Origin of the sequence: Oceanospirillum sediminis (genome assembly GCF_014164585.1) — a bacterium.
GTDB classification, from domain to species: Bacteria; Pseudomonadota; Gammaproteobacteria; order Pseudomonadales; family Halomonadaceae; genus Oceanospirillum; species Oceanospirillum sediminis.
On the sequence record NZ_JACJFM010000005.1, the window covers coordinates 69,236 to 86,936 of the forward strand.

Sequence of the window (17,701 nt, forward strand, 5' to 3'; positions counted from 1 at the left end):
ATAAGTGTAGACCCTGTACAGAACATAGAAATATATCTGTTTGCCCTGACAGACTAAGAATATAAGAGTAAGGAGTATTTCATATCAGAATGATGGTATTTTGCTGCCTTCACGTGAGCTGGTTAAGTAAAGTAGCGAGGCTTAACAGATGGCATGGAATTTTGTTCGGTTGATTATGGCGAACGCGACGGAAGGTACAATGAAAAGGAGAAGTCTCAGACTCCTCCTTCATATTGATTAAGGGATTCGCAGGAAGGTCGGTTTATTTACCAAATATTGTTGTTTGGTTTCGACCGCCTCGTTTTGACTGGTATAGTGCCTGATCGGAGTGCTCCAGCCATTGAGTGTGGTCATTCAGGCTACTATCGAACTCCCGGATACCCAGACTGATAGTAAACGCAATCATCTGATCCTCATACGTAACAGGGCTGGCTTCTATATGCTGGCGGAGTCTTTCTGCCATCACAAAGGCTTCTTCAGAGCCGGTGTCCGGAAGAATAATCCCGAACTCTTCGCCCCCATAGCGACCGGAAATGTCCGTTTCACGCTGCATCTGTAACAGGCTATGAGCGACGACACGAATCACTTCATCGCCAGCCTGATGACCATAAGTGTCATTAACTTTTTTAAAGTGATCAATATCAAACATAATCAGAGACGATTTTTCTCCGGTACGTTTGCAGCGGCGGAATTCCTGGGTCAGACTTTCTTCCCAATGACCGCGATTATTCAAACCTGTCAGACGGTCTGTACGGCTGAGGCGAGCCAGCTCCTGATTGGCTTGTTCCAGTTCAAGTTTACTGGTCGCAATATCCGTCACATCGTAAACCAGTATACACGCATGAGATACACTCTTATCTATGCCCGTCAGAGGAATAATCGTGATGTTCTGGTACATGAACTCAGATTTACCGGTCAGTGGCCGGTAGCTCTTGAATTTAAACAGATAAGGTCTTTGTTCCCAGGTAGAATAAGCCCGGCTATCCAGACTGAAAACGGATTCTATTTTTTGTTTCAGCCATGCTTCGGGCAGATCCGGGAACTGGGTGAACAGATTTTTCTCCCGAGCCTGTGACGTGCGGATGCCGCTGTGGTTTTCCATAAAACTATTCCACAGTTGTATCTTGTGATTTCTGTCCAGAACAACCAGACCTACGTCAACAGTCTGCAGCATCTGCATCATCCAATGCAGGCCAGTCATGTCATTGTCATATGCTTGCAGTGTCATTTCAGATACCCCGCCCGTTCCGTCAGTGCTGGTAAAGAGTCTTCTGTCAGAACCATAATAAGATCGCACTCAACATTATGCTCAGGAATACTGTAGTCAATTTCCACCGCAAGTACCTTCTGACCGTGAGAATGAGAGCCAAGTAGTGGTGCCAGAGGTTGTTTGCGTCCCAGAACGACTGGATGACTATAGCTGAATTCAATATCCAGCTGCTCAGCAATACCGTTCAGGCAGGCTCCGATCAGAATACCTGACAGATCCATCAGTACTTCAAGATCTTTGTTAATGCTGCCATCATCCTGATGGTTCATCAGTGTAGCCATATCCGGAATACTTTTATCCCCGACCAGGAGTATGGCTTCACCGGCAATACCTGAACCGTTAAAACCCTGGCTGACTCCGGTCAGGTCATGAATATCACGTGAAGCCAGGGTGCCATTCAGAGACTCATATTCGCACAGGTGAACTTTAGGGACTGGCAGGTGAATAAAGGCATTCAACAGACTTGCCAGCTGGCTGCCTGCCTGGCCCATAGATACGTTAACAATCTCCTGTACCAGATCAGCCAGTGCAACACTCTGATCATCGAAGCGAGCCAGTTCAGCTTCCGACTGAGGCTGGGCGCTACTGATGATGCCAAACTGGGTCAGGATTTCAGTAATTTTTTCTGTAGTGACAGGTTTTTTGATAAAATCCAGTGCACCCAGTGAAGTGACTCGTTTATGGGCTTCAGGCTGAATATCTCCGGATACGACCAGAACCATAGTCGGAAGGTCTTCTTTGCGGATCGCTTCCAGAACTTCATATCCATCCATAACGGGCATGTTCAGGTCAAGGAACAGAATATCGGCTTTTCCGGCTTTGATTGCTGCAACAGCTTCCTGGCCATTTTCTGCAAAGCTGATATCTACATCCCAACCGCCGGGCAGCGATCGGGCCATCTGCTTTCTTGCAAAGCTGGAGTCATCACAAATGACGATGGGGGTAGTCATTGCTACACAGGTCCTTTCGTAAAAGTGGGTCAGTACATATGGCAGAATTGCACTGTATTCCATACATTTGTTATTTTACAAAATGATACATATTTTCTGCATGGAAAGACAGACCACAATCGCCTGGTACAGAATATTCCTTAATTCTAACGCATTGATGCTAATCTGCATAAAAAATACTGATATGACGTGTGTCACAAAACCATTTATTTATTAATAGCTCTGTTTTGATTGATTTGCCATGCTTCAAAGTATTTTTTAATAAATTTCAAACAGTTCTGGCCGATAATAAAAGAATGAGAAAAGACACCATACTGGCAAAGATATTGTCACTACCTGCTGGACAGAAGAGTGCAGACCTGTTTAAACGCATGAAAGGGTTTGAGCTGCTGGGGACGAAAGAGCACCCCTCTGATTTCAGTCTGATCAGAGCAGAGTATATTAATACCCGGATTCGTTTGCTTGCGTTATTGTTTTCTGTTTTGACGCCGTTGTGGATTCCGGTTGATTTTCTGATCCTGCCTGATGGTACTTTTTTAAGTATGATGCTGGCGAGAATATGTCTGTCGGTTTCTTTACTGGCGTTATGGTTCCGGACATCATTTACACACTCTCTTCGTCGGGCTCGGCAGCGGCTGATTATACTGATGGTTATCCCTTCTATATTTCATCTGGCGACGCAGATGATTCTGGGTGATTATCTGAAAGATGAGTCTCTGGCCTCTTATACTTTTCTGCCATTTCTGATTATTGCGATTCACTGTGTGTTCCCTCTGACCTTGAAAGAGGGGGCTTTACTGGCCTTTCTGACGATCTTTGCTTTATCCGTCGATGAAATGATCCACGGCCGCTTTCTGACTCTGCAATCGCTGAATACTCTTTGGTTATTAGGTGTGATTATGGGCATCGCTGTGTGGGCTCAGTTATCGCAGCTGCATATGCAATTGAAACTCTTTGAAAAAGCGACCACGGATTCACTGACCGGTTTATTAAACCGGCGTTCTTTTATGCATCAGGCGGAAACAGAGCTGAATCGCTCAGAGCGCTATGCAAGGCCTCTGTCTATCGCTTTGCTGGATCTCGATCATTTTAAAAATGTCAACGACACTCATGGGCATCAGGCTGGTGATCAGGTGCTGATCCATTTTTCCGGATTATTAAAAGAAGAGCTTCGGAGTACAGATCTGATTGGTCGTTTTGGCGGTGAAGAATTTATTATTGTTCTGCCAGAAACACCTGTACATGAAGCTGAAAAGGTACTGGAGCGTATTCTGGACAATTGTCGGAACCAGGCTGTTCGCTATGATGGCGGTGTTGTAAATTATACCGCCAGTGCAGGCCTGGGGGAGTTAGTTTCCGATATCCGATCGTCTTTGCATGCTGTTGATATCGCTCTGTACCAGGCGAAAGAACAAGGCAGAGATCGTCTGCAAAGAGTACCAGAGCAGAATCAGCCTGAGATGAATACGTACAACAAATTATAGCATTGTCGTTCCAGAATATACGTCAGAACCAGGCATAACCACTTGATGGGGCGCCTGGTTTTTGGGGGACTGGTTGTAAGGTGCTTTGCTTTCGGGGGAAAATTCCCCATTTTTTTCTGCCAGACGTTATACCGCCCTTTGCATCTTTTTCAGCCGCTTCTGATTATACATCGCTTCGTCTGCCTGCTGTAACAGGCTCTCCGCTGTTGTCGCATCTTCCGGATAAAGTGCATAGCCTATGCTGGCAGATAGAAAGCGTCGCCCCTTACCTAAGTCTGCCGCTTCTGAAGCCAGAGCCTGCTCAATATTTTTCTTTACGGCCAGAACGCCGGACATACTGGTGTTGGTCAAAATAATGACAAACTCATCGCCACCTAACCGGATTACCAGATCGCAGCCTTTAACCTGTTGCTGTAGCACCCTGGAAAAATGCACTAACGCCAGATCGCCTGCGTCATGCCCTAATTCATCGTTAATAGGTTTGAATTTATCCAGGTCGATCAGCATCAGGGCACAGGGTTGTTCATTCTGACGGGCTTTTTTGAGCAGATTAGGCATCTGCTCTGAGAAGTAACGACGGTTATAAAGTCCGGTCAGAGAATCAAGCCAGGAACTTTCCCGAAGTTGGCGATGATATTCTTCCAGTTCACTGGCCAGATGATTAAAGCTGTTAGCCAGAGTATAGGGTTCTTTCAGGTGGTAGCGCTCAGGGTCAATTCTTTCAACGCTCAGGTCATCTTTAATACTGCGACGAATCCTGCTGGATAAATCACGCATTGGGTGGACGACTCTGTTGCGTATGATGATAAACAGAGCAAGGAACAGCACCAGCATCAATAACACAATCGCAAAGATGTAAAAATTCAGCGTGTAATTGAGAGACTGTTGCATTTGATGGTCAGGGAAGCGAATATCCAGAATACCGTGAACTTTACCTGGTGCGGAATTGATGTGGCATGAGATGCAATTCTCTTCTGCAAGAATGGGATACAGATAACGAATATATCCCGATTTGTTATAAATACGAGTTTCTTTATCCCGCATAACCCGGTTTAATTCAGGGTCAGCCATGAGTTGCTGTTGTGACGGTAAATGATCTCCGAACAGTTCATCTACAACAGCTGTCCTGACTAGCTGAACTTTACTATTATCCGTGTTCATTTCCAGAGAGTGGATGAAACCATCCATTTGTTCACGGGTCCAGCCCCGCAACATACCATGCCATATAGTCCGGAAAATAATCTCAGCTTGCTGCCGGGCTTGTTCTTCTGCCAGTTCCTGTACTGTTTTTTGTTTGAAAGACTGAGAAAAAAACAGGGTACAAACTAATCCCAGAGAGATAATGCCGATAAAGGTAAACAACAGAGTATTATAGGTAGAATGCCGACTGGAGTGTGGAGTTAAGCGCATGAGAAACCTTTGCTGATCGGAACTCAGATATATTCTGATAATTATTTATTACGTAATGTAACATTTTAGCAGCTTTATTCCGTGAATCTTTGTTTCAGGGCATTATTCTGCATTTTGTTATCAGATTGATGGCAAAGAAAAAATCTGGCGGTTTAATTTGCTTTTACTACAGGTATTTCATTCCAGCAGGTTGTGTAACGTGGGGAACGATATGCCATTTTCATTTTCCAGTCGGCTTGCTCCCTGCTCAGGCCAAAGCCTATGGCATCTCGGCCAATCCGATCATTCAGCTTGTCCAGAGTATGCATCAGGTTACGACGTTTATGTTCCTGGTCTTTTTTCTCCTTCTGCTGATGCTCAAACAAGCCAAGCTGCATCGGACGCCAGGGAATAATATCCAGTAACATGACGCCAGCTTTCCGATAGCGAAAGCCTGGTTGCCATATCTGCTCCAGCTGTTCCTGAGCATAGCGGATGATCAGCGCTGAATCATCACTGGCCACCGGCAATGCCCAGGCTCTGGCTTCTTTGTGCTGAGGTTCGAAGCGGTGACTATTAGTACGGACAGAGACCAGAATCGCCTGAGCCAGACCATTCTGTTTACGTAATTTCTGACAAGCTGTCTGAGCGTGAAAACGAATAGCTTCTTTCAGATCTGTCAGACTGTTAGTGGCTTTCTGAAAAGAGCGGGAGCACATGATGTTCTGTCGAGGATCCGGAGTATCATCAAGAGTCAGACAATTCGTGCCATTCAGTTCCATCGCAGTGCGTTTTACCGGAACACTGAAATGTCGTTTCAGCCAGTTATGGTCTGCTTCTCGGAGTTGCAGGGCTGTTTCTATGCCATGCTGACGCAACTTACGTCCCAGGCGTTTGCCTATACCCCATATATGTTCTATTGCCAGGGTATTAAGCCAGTTAATCAGTTCCGGGTCATTGGCGCTGTGAAAGACACAGATCCCTTTTCTGCCAGCCTGCTTTTTAGCCAGATGACTGGCCACTTTTGCCAGTGTTTTACTTGGGGCTGCACCAACGGATACAGGGATACCAGTATATACCGGAACTTTATGGACGATCTGGCGACAAATTTCTTCAGGGCTTTGCATTCCTGCCAGATCCAGGAAAGCTTCATCAATAGAATAACGTTCAACTCCCGGACTGAACTCGTCCAGTATCTGCATCACTCTGGCAGAAAGGTCGCCATATAAAGCATAGTTGGAAGAGCGCAGTGCAATACAGCCCTTACGTTCCAATGCCTGAATCTGAAACAAAGGTGTCCCCATTTCAATATTCATCGCTTTAAGCTCTGCAGAGCGGGCAATGATACAGCCGTCATTATTGGATAGTACGCCGACAGGGCGACCAATAAGACGAGGATCGAATACTCTCTCGCAGCTGGCATAGAAATCATTGCAATCGACCAGAGCAATCATCGAAGTGTCACAAGGAATGAATGACATGAACGACAACACCCCAGACAAAGCTGTCGTTAAACTCATTCAAGGGTACAGGTCGATAGCGGGGGTTCTCCGGTGTCAGCCAGAACTGTCCCTGGTATAAAGTCAGGCGTTTCACCGTCAGATCACCATTGATTGCTGCAATGACCACCTTCCCCGGCTCGGGTTGTATGGCTCTGTCAACAACCAGCAGATCGCCATCATGTATACCTGCATTGTCCATAGAATCCCCCTGAACCCGCATCAGGAAACTGGATGATGGGTGCCTGATCAGCTGTTGATTCAGATCCAGAGTTTGCTCGGTATAATTATCTGCCGGAGATGGAAAGCCTGAAGAAACCGGATGCTGATTTTCTGATGATAAAGCGTTCTTGTGATGAGGTTGATAAATATCCTGGATACTTTCGCTATACATGGCCCGGCTTCCCATATAACTGAATAAATAAACATGGCTAAATATACAGTATTGAGTCAGAATTGCCAGCTGATATGTCTCATGAAGTATACTGTGTACTTTTTAATTTCAGAGTCGGGTAATGGATAAACTGCCTATAGATCTGTTTAATGAGTTCAGTCAGCAACGTGAAGGAGAAATACTGTATCAGCTGCTATATCGCTGTTTACAGCAAGGCATTCTGAAAGGGCTTTTAAAGGGAGGGGAACGTTTGCCCTCCAGCAGAGAGCTGGCGGCTCAGCTGAAGGTTTCTCGTAATACTGTCAGGATGGCCTATGATCAGTTGATTGCAGAGGGCTATGTTGAATCTCATCAGGGCGCCGGTAGTTTTATTACCAGCTTGCCTGAGAAACTGATACACCCACCAGTCGATAGTAGCCGGGATGAGGCATTACCACCGGAATTGTCAGAGCTGGCACAGCGCTATATGGCATCTTCATCCTTGTATGCATCCGGGTGTATGCTTCTGCAGCCAGCGGTACAGCCTATGGATCATTTCCCTAGAAAACGCTGGCGCAGATGTTTGTCTGCCGCGGCAGATGTCGATGCGATGTTCGGACAACCACCTGCCGGACTCAGACTATTACGGGAACAGATCGCAGGGCACCTTAGTACCTTCCGAGGTATACAGGTGTCTGCAGAGCAGATTCTAATCACCTCCGGCTCTCAACAGGCAAGCTTTATGCTGGCATCTATGCTGTGTAATCCAGGAGATCGTGTACTGCTGGAGACACCGGGTTATCCCGGAACTGAAGCGGTGTTGGCAGCAGCCGGGGCCTGTGTTAAGCATATTAACTGGCAGGTGTTACAGGATGCACAAGCCTTGAATGCCTGCCTGACTGGCAGTGATGCCCGTGCATTGTTTATTACGCCGTCGCGTAACTTCCCTTTAGGGCATACTTTGCCTCTTGAAGCCCGACTGAGAATTCTGCACTGGGCCGCTCAGAATAATCGCTGGATCGTTGAAGATGACTATGACAGTGAGTTTGCTGAGGGCCATCCGGTCAGTGCATTATTTGCACTGGATCAAGGCAAGAGAGTAATTTATACCGGTACTTTCAGCAGAACCATGTTTCCCGCTCTGAGGCTGGGTTATATGGTTTTACCTGAAGCTCTGGTGCCCGCATTCCTTAAAGCACGGCGTCTAATGGATGGAGGGCTGTCTGCCGTCGCTCAGGCCGCCATGGGGCATTTTATGTCTCAGGGAGATTACAGCCGTCATATCCGTAAAATGCGTCAGCTCTATCAGGAGCGTCGCAGTATTCTGGAAAAATTACTGGCAGACTCAGCGTTGAGCCATCTGCCGGTCACGGACGCAGGGGGGGGGATGCACCTGGTGCTGGCATTACCAGACTCCGTAGATGATAAAGCTCTGGTGCATGATTTAATGGCTGAGGGTATCGGTATCAGGGCTTTAAGTCACTATGCCTCTGGCAATACTTCACTGAAGGGATTGGTGATCGGTTTTGCACTGAATAATGCCGATGAAATGCAACAAGGGATAGACAGAGTGGAAGCACATTACCTGAAGCTGACAGCTAAGACGAGCGGTTGAGATGTACATTAAGCATAAAGATAAACGTATAAAGCAGATATCTCTGCCAGAATAAATACTTTGTTATTGTTCTGGCAGAGATGAGTCAGCATATTTCTCGTTTCAGAAAGGCTGGCAGGTACTGATATTTCGAGTTATTTACCAGTCGATACCTTTACGGGCTTTAATGCCATCATTAAACGCATGTTTGGTATCTTTGACTTCAGATACTGTATCAGCATAAGCCTGAATATCTTTGTTGGCTCCCCGGCCAGTCAGAATAACAGACTGATTAACCGGACGGTTGCGCAGAGCCTCCAGCACTTCATCGACGCTCAGATATCCGTATTTCATCATGTAAGTAATTTCATCCAGCACAACCAGATGAATATCCGGATCTTTCAGATGGGGCAGTGTTTTATCCCAGGCTTCCCGACAAGCACGAGTATCCAGTTCTCTGTCCTGAGTTTCCCAGGTAAACCCTGTACCCATGACATGCACTGTCAGATTCTGATCCTGAGCGAAAACATCTCTTTCACCGCAATCCCAGGTGCCTTTGATAAACTGAGTGACTGCGACTTTGTAGCCATAACCCAGGCTACGCGCGACCGTTCCCCAGGCCGAGGTGGTTTTTCCTTTGCCATTGCCTGTAATAACAATCGTAATGCCTCTCTCTTCCTGAGCTTCAGCAACTTTAGCATCGACAACTTCTTTTCGCTTCTGCATCGCCTTTTTATGGCGGGTATCACGATCAGTCATTGGATCTCCTTATTTCAGAACCCTGAATCACAGGGAGAATTGCTATCCTGAGTTGCAGTGAAGGATAGCAATGAATGTTTATGCTATATACACCAGAGGGTGAATGCGTTGATTCCATCAGAAACGGTAACGTACTGAACCTGATATGCTGCGCCCTTCTGTGGCGTAATTTTTCTTACTGATATAATTTTCATCCATCAGGTTTTTAATGGTCAGTGCAAGCTGTAGCTGACGATTAACCTGATATCTGGCATCGGTATTAACCAGAGTATAGCCAGACAACTTATCTGTGTTGGCGCTATCTGCATAACGATCTCCGATGTAAAGTACACTACTTCCCAGTGTCAGAGCACCTATCTGATGACTGAGACGTAGACTGGCCTTATGCTCAGCCCGATAGATAAGCTGCTGGTTTGTATCTGCATTTTCTGCATCCAGCCATTCAATGTTAGCTTCAAGCCGGGTGTCTGACCATTGGTACAGTGTTGCTATTTCTGCTCCCTTGATCCGGGCGCTGTCAATATTCGTCGGCGTCCATTTATCATTAGCATCCGGTGCCCAGTTAATCATATCGTCTACATTCGTAGTGTAGATATTAAATGATGTATGCAGAGCCGGGGTGATCTGATACCTGATACCCAGGCTGGTTGTTTCCGCCGTTTCCGGTTTAAGGTCAGGATTACCTGCGGTATAGCCGGTATCCGGAGCGTAGAGATCGTTAAATGTAGGCGCTGTAAATGCGGTGCCGTGGCTGGCTGTCAGAATCAGTTCAGGAGTCAGAGCAAAGCGGCCTTCCAGATTATAGGTATCATGGCTGCCAAAGGCCTGGTTATCATCCAGGCGCGCTGATAATCCTGAGCTAAAGCGCCCTTGCTGCCACTGCCATAGTCCAAACAGGGCTTTGTTATCCCGTTTATCATCCTGATAGTCGGCAACACCACTACCAGATATTTTGTCCTGGCGGTAATCCAGCCCGCCCATCAGAGTATGCTGGTTGTTCAGGCGCTGATCGGCCTGAACACTGAACTGGTCAGTGCGGGTAACAAACTTATCCCCTTTGTTGTCTTCAATTTCTTGCTGACTGTTATCTTCATAATGGCTCAATCGGGTGCTGATATTCAGGCTATCACTAAGCTCAGATTCAGCGGCTACATAGAGCGTTGTGTTATCAAACAGGGCTTCGCAATCGTTACTTTTTGACCAATCTGGTTTTGAGCACTGGTCATAATCGTTAGAACCTTCTGTGTAGTGGACACCGGCTGATAACATGGTGTTTGTCAGATCATGTTCTGCATCCAGTTTAAACGACCGGTTTTCGTAGCCATCTTTATCCTCACCGTCTTCACCATCTTTATCCCAGACATCAAAGCCATCAGTAGCAAAATAGCTGGCAGAACTGCGGATGCGGGTCTGTTCTGATGACCATCCACCACTGACAGCCAGTTGCCGGGACTGGTTACTGCCTGCACCAGCTTCTATGCTACCGTAGCTATTTTTCTGATGGTTGCGGCGAGTGAAAATCTGAATCACTCCGGCAATTGCATTAGAGCCGTACAGGCTGGAGCGTGCTCCTCGAACGATTTCGATCCGCTCAATCTGCTGGACCGGAAAATGTTCCAGGCTGGTTGTTCCCAGAGTGGCACTGCCTGTCTGAACACCATCAATCAGTACCAGCATACGTTTCTGATCAAGCCCCCGAAGATACAGGCTACTATTCTGTCCATAACCACCGCTATTGACGACCTGAAGTCCACTGGTGCTTTCGATTGCTTCTGCCAGGCTGTTGGGTTGTTGTTGATCCAGTTGTTGTCGAGTGATGACGGTCACAGGGGCGATAACCTGTTCCAGGCTGCGAGCAAAACGACCAGAAGTAATTTCGATGGTCAGTCTTTCTTCTGTGTTTCCGGAAGGGGTAGCCTGAGCTGTTTGTATCGCCGTCGCTGTCAGAGCAAGAGTAATGGCATATGCCAGAGGTTTTTGTTGTTTCAAGTTTTCATCCTCAACGCTGATTTGGCGTGAGAGAGGGCAGGGCGCAACACAGAGCAGGTATGGAAGATGCTGAAGGTTACACGGGTGTTGCCCTCCGCAACACCAGAAATAGATCAATTGATGGCTGGTAATCGGGCTTTGTCAGATGCGTTAAATTGAGCTCTGATATTAACCGTTGCGGGGGCAGCACAGGTATTTCATCTGTTTCCCCAGCCATAAATCTGCAGGCATATTATCCGGAAAAATCAGCCAGTCAAGGGAGTGATGTTCAACACTGGGTGAATCTGATTCATTCTGGGGTTATAGGCAGTAAATAATAATCAGTGTCTGAACAAACATTTTATATAACGGGTTGCGATATTATCCAGCCCGCTGCTTGAGAATATCGCAATACTTTTGTTCAGGTATGTATAATGCATTTCTTTTCATCTACCGGGATACATTATGCTCAGTTACCGTCATGCATTTCATGCGGGGAATCACGCGGATGTGATTAAACACCTGACTCAGGTACTGATTTTTCAGGCTCTGCAGAAAAAAAATAAACCTTATATCTATATTGATACCCATGCCGGTGGTGTGTACTACGATCTGAGCAGCGAAGAAGCACTTAAAACCGGAGAAGCGTCAGATGGTATTGCCAAAGTGCTGGACCATCCGGCATTACCCGACGCCTACCGCAGAGCCGTGATGGATTATAATCCAGATGGCGGGCTGAATTATTATCCTGGCTCTCCGGCGATTGCTCAGGCGTTTCAGCGGGAAAGTGACAAGCTGGTGCTGATGGAGTTGCACAATAACGAAGTGGCTACTGTTAAGAGGGAAACCCGTTATTGGCACAACACTATGGTGCATCACAGAGATGGTTTTGAAGGTTTACCCGGTATTTTACCGCCAGATCCTCGCCGGGGGCTGGTACTGATTGACCCATCTTATGAGATTAAAACGGACTACAGCAAGACCGCTAACGCAGTAAAAAAAGCGTATAAAAAGTGGGCCACAGGTATTTATGCCATCTGGTATCCGATTCTGGTGTCGGACAAAAGCCGTTATCTGCTTGATGAGCTGGAAAACAGTGGGATTCGTCGTATTCTGGTTGCTGAAATTCAGCGTCCGGCTGAAGCCGGTGAAAGCTTTGGCATGATTGGCAGTGGTATGCTGATTATCAATCCTCCGTATCAACTGGACGAAACTCTGGAAAATATTCTGCCTGAATTAGCACAGGCGATGCTGGGTGGTAGTGCCGAAGCCAGCGTCCAATGGCTGGCTGGGGAATAAAAATATTTTGATATTCTCTGACCTATGGTCAGAGAATATCATCTGGTTCAGGCTCGTTATATAACCGAAGGTTCAGATGTTAATGAAACCTTCGAGGTAATGCACAGCCTTACCTGAAATATAAACCCTGTCTTCAGTTACACGACAAGACAGGACACCACCGCGCTTTGAAGCCTGATATGCAAGAAGTTGTTTTTTACCAAGCTGCTCTGCCCAGTACGGAGCAAGACCTGTATGGATTGACCCTGTAACCGGGTCTTCATCCCCACCGTTTGCAGGCCAGAAATACCTTGATACAAAATCGTATTCCTTTCCCGGAGCCGTAACAACAACATCATATGGCGCGAGTTGTTGCAGGTCTTCCTTGCTTTGAGTGACATTGCGAACATCACTTTCATGCTCGTAGACTGCAAAATATGCCTGTTCATTCAACAATACTTCTGAAGGCTTGATTGATAGCCCGTTCAGTAGCTCTACCGGGATATTTTCAGGGACATGTGGCTTTCTGTTTGGGAAATTCATCTGAATATAACCATCATCCTTTTTTGTGATGATCATTTTTCCAACGGCTTTAGCTGAAAATATTATTTCTGTGATTTCCGGGTTGTCGCTGAAAATAACTGAGGCTGATGCAAGTGTTGCATGACCACAAAAGTCAATTTCTGTAATCGGAGAAAACCATCGAATAGCGTAGCTATCATCATCTGCTTTAACCAGATAAGCTGTTTCTGACAGATTATTCTCTATCGCAATCGATTGCATCAACGCTTCAGGCAGCCACTTTTCAGAGATTATTACAGCGGCTGAATTTCCTTTGAATCTTTCTTCTGTAAAAGCATCAACAATATTTATTCTTAACTTCATATTTTGTACTCTGATATTGATTCATGCGACGTAACACTACTTTTCTGGAGATATTTCTGCTCTGAAGTTTATGGTTCGTTAACCGCTTTATCAGTCCCACGAGTTGTTGGTCTGAAACTTAACCATTGATTCTGCCATTGACTGACCAGAAGGCCTGAAAGAATCAGTATGCAAGCCAGCCATTTAGTCTGACTGATGGTCTCGCCATAAAATATTACGCTTCCAATCAGACCAAAAACAGGTACCAGAGTGGTCAAAGGAGCCACTGTCGATAACGGATATTTTACAATCAGGCGATTCCATAGCCAGTAACCAAGCAATGTTGTAGGCCAGGCCTGAAAAAGAATTGAAAACCATACCGTTCCATTCAATTGTTCTGGCAGTTGAATAAATACTTCACTGCCGTGGCTGATGTAAGCCAGTACGACCAGAGGAATCGGAGCAAATAGCATTCCCCATACACTGAATGAAAAGATCTGGTCTGTACCTGCCAGTTTTACAATCAGGCTGATCAGACTCCAGCTGATTGCACCTGCCATCACCAGTATCAGTCCCATTAAAGGAACAGATCCGTCCTGCAGTGTCAGGCTGACACTAAGCCCTGCTACAGCCAGAATAGCGCCAGCTGTTTTTCGATAAGATATTTTCTCTTTCAGTACCAGCCAGCCCAGCAGCAGACTGAATACCAGGCTCATTTGCATCAGAAGCCCGGCCATACCCGCAGAAATACCCAGTGTAATGGACCAGGTCATCATGCCCCAGACGCCGACACCAAAGGTAATACCGTAAGCGACCAGGTAACGTAGTTTTACCTGTGGCCTGGCAATAAAAAAGATGGCCGGAAATACGGCCATGGCAAAACGTAATGCGGTCAGTAGAATCGGATTGATCTGATCAGCTCCCAGCTTGATCACAGAAAAATTGAAGCCCCAGAGACACATTACTGCTATTGCCAGAAGCAGATCATTTAAACGCATGTTTTATCTCCTCAGATATCGTTTTGCAGATGAGGCTTCAGTATCTGGGTTTTCAAAAAAAGTAAACAGATTCAATTTTTGAAAATAAAAAGTATACAGTTCAATCTTGCTGACCTAATCTTAATGCTGTTGATGGACCGTAGCTGAGAACAGGGTTATGCGCTATAAAGTGATTGTTGAACAAATTATCGGGGATATTCGTACCGGAAAGCTCTGTCATGGCAGTCGTATGCCTTCGCTGCGAAAAATGTCTGGTTTGATGGGGGTCAGCATGACCACCACTCTGAATGCCTATCATCTGCTGGAAGAGCTGGGCTGGATTGTCGCTAAGCCCCAGTCCGGGTTTTATGTATCCTGTCCTCTATCGGAGCAACGGGCACCTGAACCACCGCAATTTCGCAGTCAGCTGAAAGAAATTTCTCTGCAGGAATCGTCAGTATCCTACCTGCCAGGTGTGTACGAACCAGGGCCTTTAGGTATTTCTCAGCTGGATCCGGAGCTGATGCCAACAGAGGCTTTACAACGCAGCCTGAAACGAGGAATGAAGAGACTGAATCAGAGCATTCACCGTTATCCGGACCGACAGGGCGATATATCTTTACGCCAGGCATTATCCAGCCATTTTGAGCATTATGGTTTTCCTTTTACCGACAAAGAGCTGGTGATTACCGGGGGCTGTATTGATGCAGTGAGAATCGGATTAGAAGCGATATCCTGTCCGGGAGATGGCATTGCGATCAGTTCTCCATGTTTCAGCGGACTGTTGGAGCTTTTGTCAGGTTTGTCCAGAAAGGTTGTAGAAATCCCCTGTACTGCAGAAGGTATCGATCTTGAACAATTTGAGTATCACCTGCAACAAGGTACAGTCAAAGCCGGATTATTCAGCACCTCCCACATGAACCCTCAGGGAATCAGCATGTCTCCGCAGCAAAAACAGACACTGGCGGAGCTGGCAAATCATTATCAGGTACCGGTTATTGAAGATGATATCTATATGGAGCTGGGACATGGTAAAACGATGCCTCTTCCTGCGAAGTACTGGGACAAAGGAGGTTATGTGCTCTGGTGTGGATCAATCTCAAAAACACTGGCTGCTGGTTTCCGTTTGGGCTGGTGTCTTCCGGGGCGATTCTTGCCTGAATATCTGAGGTTGCATGGCATTACCCATTTTGGTGTGGCTACACCAGCTCAGGCTGGCATTGCTGATTTTATTAACACCGGGCAGTATCACTCCCATCTGAATAAAATCCGGAATTACCTGCAGCGCAATATACGGGATTACAAAAATCGACTGGCAGAACTGATGCCGGACGGTACTGCAATCAGTCAACCTGAGGGCGGAATGGTACTCTGGTTGCAAATTCCGGGTTTAGACAGTGGAGCATTGTGGAAAGCAGCCTGTGAGCAAGGAACCGACCTGAGAGCAGGCCCGGCTTTTTCAACACTGCCACTGTATCAGGATTGCCTCAGAATTAATGTGGGCTGGCCATTGAATGAATTTACTGACGCTATTCTGGTTCAGATAGCGGAGCTGGCCACCAGATATTCTCAGGGAAATGAAAATATGCCACAGAAAACAGGCTAATTGACAATTTTTACCTTAGCAAAAGGCATAATGTTCTATCTGATGGTTGACCAGGGCGTTATTCTAAGTGAGAATCAGCTCCATAGGTTATGTTGTAATATATCAAATTTATGGATTATTCATGAGACTCCTCTCCCTGGCGTTTGCCGCTATGATCTCTTTTCCTGCCTGGTCAGCAAACAGTATCAATTTTTCCTGGTCGGTTAATGCCGGTCCTTTGAACCCCCATCAGACAAACCCTAATCAGATGTATGCTCAGGCGATGGTCTACGAGCCTCTGGTAAGGTACGCCAGAGGAGGAAAAGTGACACCATGGCTGGCTGAAAAATGGCAGATCTCAGCTGATGGCAAACAATATACTTTTTTCCTGCGTGAGGATGTGCGTTTCTCCAATGGTGAGCAGTTTGATGCGGCTGCAGTTAAAGCCAACTTTGATCAGGTGCTGGCTAATATTAAAAAGCACAGCTGGCTCGGGCTGATTAAGCAACTGGATCGTATTGAAGTAGTGGATCAGTTTGTGGTTCGCCTGCATATGAAGAATGCGTATTATCCAACGCTGCAGGAACTGACGCTGGTCCGCCCGGTACGTTTTATGGCTCCATCTGCTATGCCAGATGAGGGGCATACCGGCAATGGTATCAAACAACCTGTTGGCACCGGCCCCTGGATGAGACAGGAGTCTGTACTTGGGCAGAAAGATGTCTTTGTCAGAAACCCGTACTACTGGGGAGAAAAGCCCGCCTTTGAGCAGGTTAATGTTCCTGTTATTCCAGACCCTAACGCCAGAGCTCTGGCCTTTGAGAGTGGCACAATTAATCTGATTTATGGCTTTGAAGGTCAGATATCTCCGGATACCTTCAATCGTTTTCGACATGACCCACGCTTCTCAACGGATCTGTCTGAGCCATTGTCTACCCGTGTACTGGCAATGAACACAAATCAGTCACCTACCCGCGAACTGGCCGTACGTCAGGCGATCAATCACGCCGTTAACCGCGAGGCTATCGCGCAGGGAATTTTCTATGGCACGGAAGAAGCGGCTCCCAGTCTGTTTGCCAGAAATGTGCCTTATGCTGATCTGGATCTTCCAGCCTACGATTATAGCCTGCAAAAAGCCGCTGAATTATTAGAGAGCGCAGGCTGGAAGGTACTGAAAGGTGATCAGTATCGCCAGAAAAATGGTCAGGCTCTGAATGTTGAATTGGTTTATTACGGCCATGATGCAAACCAGAAAGCCATTGCTGAAGTGATCCAGGCCAATCTGAAGCAAGTGGGTATTAATATAGCCCTGGCTGCAGAAGAGCGGAGTCGTTTCTATAAACGCCAGAAGAACGGCGAGTTCGATATTATCTTTAATAATACCTGGGGCGCACCTTATGATCCTCACGCCTTTGTCAGTGGCATGCGCACACCTTCTCATGCTGACTATGAGGCACAACTGGGGCTGAAACAAAAGTCAGATATTGATCATTGGATTACGCAAGTTCTGAAAAGTCAGGACGACTCTGAGCGACAGACTTTATACAGCAGTATCCTGACTACTCTGCATGAGCAGGCTGTTTATCTGCCGGTAACCTATCTGAGAGTACCCGGCGTTGCGAAAAAGGAACTGGGGCCGCTGAAAATGGGTGCGACTGTTTTTGATATTCCTTTCGAGTCTTTTAAACCTGAGTAGTCATATCGTCATCAG

Annotated in this window: 14 protein-coding genes; 5 read left to right on the forward strand and 9 right to left on the reverse strand. The window is 46.5% G+C overall.

Features of this window, described 5'->3' with window-relative positions; translation table 11 throughout:
• Nucleotides 1-262 precede the first annotated feature (262 nt).
• Both H4O21_RS05690 and H4O21_RS05695 read right to left on the reverse strand, forming a co-directional pair.
• A complete protein-coding gene (locus H4O21_RS05690; protein WP_255487156.1) occupies nt 263-1,228 on the reverse strand; it encodes a sensor domain-containing diguanylate cyclase in 966 nt (321 codons plus the stop codon).
• A complete protein-coding gene (locus tag H4O21_RS05695; RefSeq protein WP_182807877.1) occupies nt 1,225-2,220 on the reverse strand; it encodes a response regulator in 996 nt (331 codons plus the stop codon). The genes H4O21_RS05690 and H4O21_RS05695 overlap by 4 nt, the downstream gene beginning before the upstream one ends.
• Nucleotides 2,221-2,516: 296 nt before the next feature.
• Between H4O21_RS05695 and H4O21_RS05700 the strand changes: the two genes are divergently transcribed.
• On the forward strand, nt 2,517-3,704 hold the full coding sequence (locus H4O21_RS05700; RefSeq protein WP_182807878.1) for a GGDEF domain-containing protein: 1,188 nt from the start codon (nt 2,517-2,519) through the stop codon (nt 3,702-3,704).
• 126 nt (nt 3,705-3,830) lie between these two features.
• On the opposite strand, the gene H4O21_RS05705 is transcribed toward H4O21_RS05700, so the two are convergent.
• The 3 genes from H4O21_RS05705 to H4O21_RS05715 form a co-directional block, all read right to left on the reverse strand.
• Nucleotides 3,831-5,114: a diguanylate cyclase gene (locus tag H4O21_RS05705; protein WP_182807879.1), complete on the reverse strand. Its 1,284-nt coding sequence runs from the start codon at nt 5,112-5,114 to the stop codon at nt 3,831-3,833.
• A 152-nt stretch (nt 5,115-5,266) separates the two neighbouring features.
• Nucleotides 5,267-6,574 (reverse strand): Y-family DNA polymerase, encoded by a 1,308-nt coding sequence (locus H4O21_RS05710; protein ID WP_182807880.1) that lies wholly within the window; start codon nt 6,572-6,574, stop codon nt 5,267-5,269.
• Complete coding sequence (locus H4O21_RS05715; RefSeq protein WP_182807881.1) at nt 6,555-6,986, reverse strand: LexA family protein; 432 nt, start codon at nt 6,984-6,986, stop codon at nt 6,555-6,557. The genes H4O21_RS05710 and H4O21_RS05715 overlap by 20 nt, the downstream gene beginning before the upstream one ends.
• A 121-nt stretch (nt 6,987-7,107) precedes the next feature.
• Between H4O21_RS05715 and pdxR the strand changes: the two genes are divergently transcribed.
• The gene (gene pdxR, locus H4O21_RS05720) at nt 7,108-8,580 is read left to right on the forward strand and encodes a MocR-like pyridoxine biosynthesis transcription factor PdxR (RefSeq protein ID WP_182807882.1); all 1,473 of its coding nucleotides are present in this window, start codon (nt 7,108-7,110) and stop codon (nt 8,578-8,580) included.
• A 138-nt stretch (nt 8,581-8,718) separates the two neighbouring features.
• On the opposite strand, the gene cobO is transcribed toward pdxR, so the two are convergent.
• Together cobO and H4O21_RS05730 are read right to left on the reverse strand one after the other, a co-directional pair.
• Nucleotides 8,719-9,318, reverse strand: a complete 600-nt coding sequence (gene cobO / locus H4O21_RS05725) for a cob(I)yrinic acid a,c-diamide adenosyltransferase (protein WP_182807883.1) — start codon at nt 9,316-9,318, stop codon at nt 8,719-8,721.
• A 117-nt stretch (nt 9,319-9,435) separates the two neighbouring features.
• A complete protein-coding gene (locus H4O21_RS05730) occupies nt 9,436-11,307 on the reverse strand; it encodes a TonB-dependent receptor domain-containing protein (protein ID WP_182807884.1) in 1,872 nt (623 codons plus the stop codon).
• A 444-nt stretch (nt 11,308-11,751) separates the two neighbouring features.
• Between H4O21_RS05730 and H4O21_RS05735 the strand changes: the two genes are divergently transcribed.
• Nucleotides 11,752-12,585, forward strand: a complete 834-nt coding sequence (locus H4O21_RS05735; RefSeq protein WP_182807885.1) for a 23S rRNA (adenine(2030)-N(6))-methyltransferase RlmJ — start codon at nt 11,752-11,754, stop codon at nt 12,583-12,585.
• A 72-nt stretch (nt 12,586-12,657) separates the two neighbouring features.
• Here H4O21_RS05735 and H4O21_RS05740 read toward each other — a convergent pair whose 3' ends face one another.
• Nucleotides 12,658-13,449, reverse strand: coding sequence for a PhzF family phenazine biosynthesis protein (locus H4O21_RS05740; RefSeq protein ID WP_182807886.1), 792 nt, complete (start codon nt 13,447-13,449; stop codon nt 12,658-12,660).
• Between the two features lie 68 nt (nt 13,450-13,517).
• Nucleotides 13,518-14,426 (reverse strand): EamA family transporter, encoded by a 909-nt coding sequence (locus H4O21_RS05745; RefSeq protein ID WP_182807887.1) that lies wholly within the window; start codon nt 14,424-14,426, stop codon nt 13,518-13,520.
• A gap of 157 nt (nt 14,427-14,583) precedes the next feature.
• Here H4O21_RS05745 and H4O21_RS05750 point away from each other — a divergent pair, with 157 nt between their 5' ends.
• Nucleotides 14,584-16,011, forward strand: coding sequence for an aminotransferase-like domain-containing protein (locus H4O21_RS05750; protein ID WP_182807888.1), 1,428 nt, complete (start codon nt 14,584-14,586; stop codon nt 16,009-16,011).
• 121 nt (nt 16,012-16,132) lie between these two features.
• Complete coding sequence (gene nikA, locus H4O21_RS05755; protein ID WP_182807889.1) at nt 16,133-17,686, forward strand: nickel ABC transporter substrate-binding protein; 1,554 nt, start codon at nt 16,133-16,135, stop codon at nt 17,684-17,686.
• The last annotated feature ends 15 nt before the right edge of the window (nt 17,687-17,701 follow it).

Bases quoted from the DNA above. Each gene is read 5' to 3' on its own strand.
- nikA (WP_182807889.1), top strand. From the start codon at position 16,133: ATGAGACTCCTCTCCCTGGCGTTTGCCGCTATGATCTCTTTTCCTGCC.
- H4O21_RS05695 (WP_182807877.1), bottom strand. From the start codon at position 2,220: ATGACTACCCCCATCGTCATTTGTGATGACTCCAGCTTTGCAAGAAAG.
- H4O21_RS05705 (WP_182807879.1), bottom strand. From the start codon at position 5,114: ATGCGCTTAACTCCACACTCCAGTCGGCATTCTACCTATAATACTCTG.
- H4O21_RS05740 (WP_182807886.1), bottom strand. From the start codon at position 13,449: ATGAAGTTAAGAATAAATATTGTTGATGCTTTTACAGAAGAAAGATTC.
- H4O21_RS05750 (WP_182807888.1), top strand. From the start codon at position 14,584: ATGCGCTATAAAGTGATTGTTGAACAAATTATCGGGGATATTCGTACC.
- H4O21_RS05690 (WP_255487156.1), bottom strand. From the start codon at position 1,228: ATGACACTGCAAGCATATGACAATGACATGACTGGCCTGCATTGGATG.
- H4O21_RS05745 (WP_182807887.1), bottom strand. From the start codon at position 14,426: ATGCGTTTAAATGATCTGCTTCTGGCAATAGCAGTAATGTGTCTCTGG.
- pdxR (WP_182807882.1), top strand. From the start codon at position 7,108: ATGGATAAACTGCCTATAGATCTGTTTAATGAGTTCAGTCAGCAACGT.
- H4O21_RS05710 (WP_182807880.1), bottom strand. From the start codon at position 6,574: ATGTCATTCATTCCTTGTGACACTTCGATGATTGCTCTGGTCGATTGC.
- H4O21_RS05715 (WP_182807881.1), bottom strand. From the start codon at position 6,986: ATGTATAGCGAAAGTATCCAGGATATTTATCAACCTCATCACAAGAAC.
- H4O21_RS05700 (WP_182807878.1), top strand. From the start codon at position 2,517: ATGAGAAAAGACACCATACTGGCAAAGATATTGTCACTACCTGCTGGA.
- H4O21_RS05735 (WP_182807885.1), top strand. From the start codon at position 11,752: ATGCTCAGTTACCGTCATGCATTTCATGCGGGGAATCACGCGGATGTG.
- cobO (WP_182807883.1), bottom strand. From the start codon at position 9,318: ATGACTGATCGTGATACCCGCCATAAAAAGGCGATGCAGAAGCGAAAA.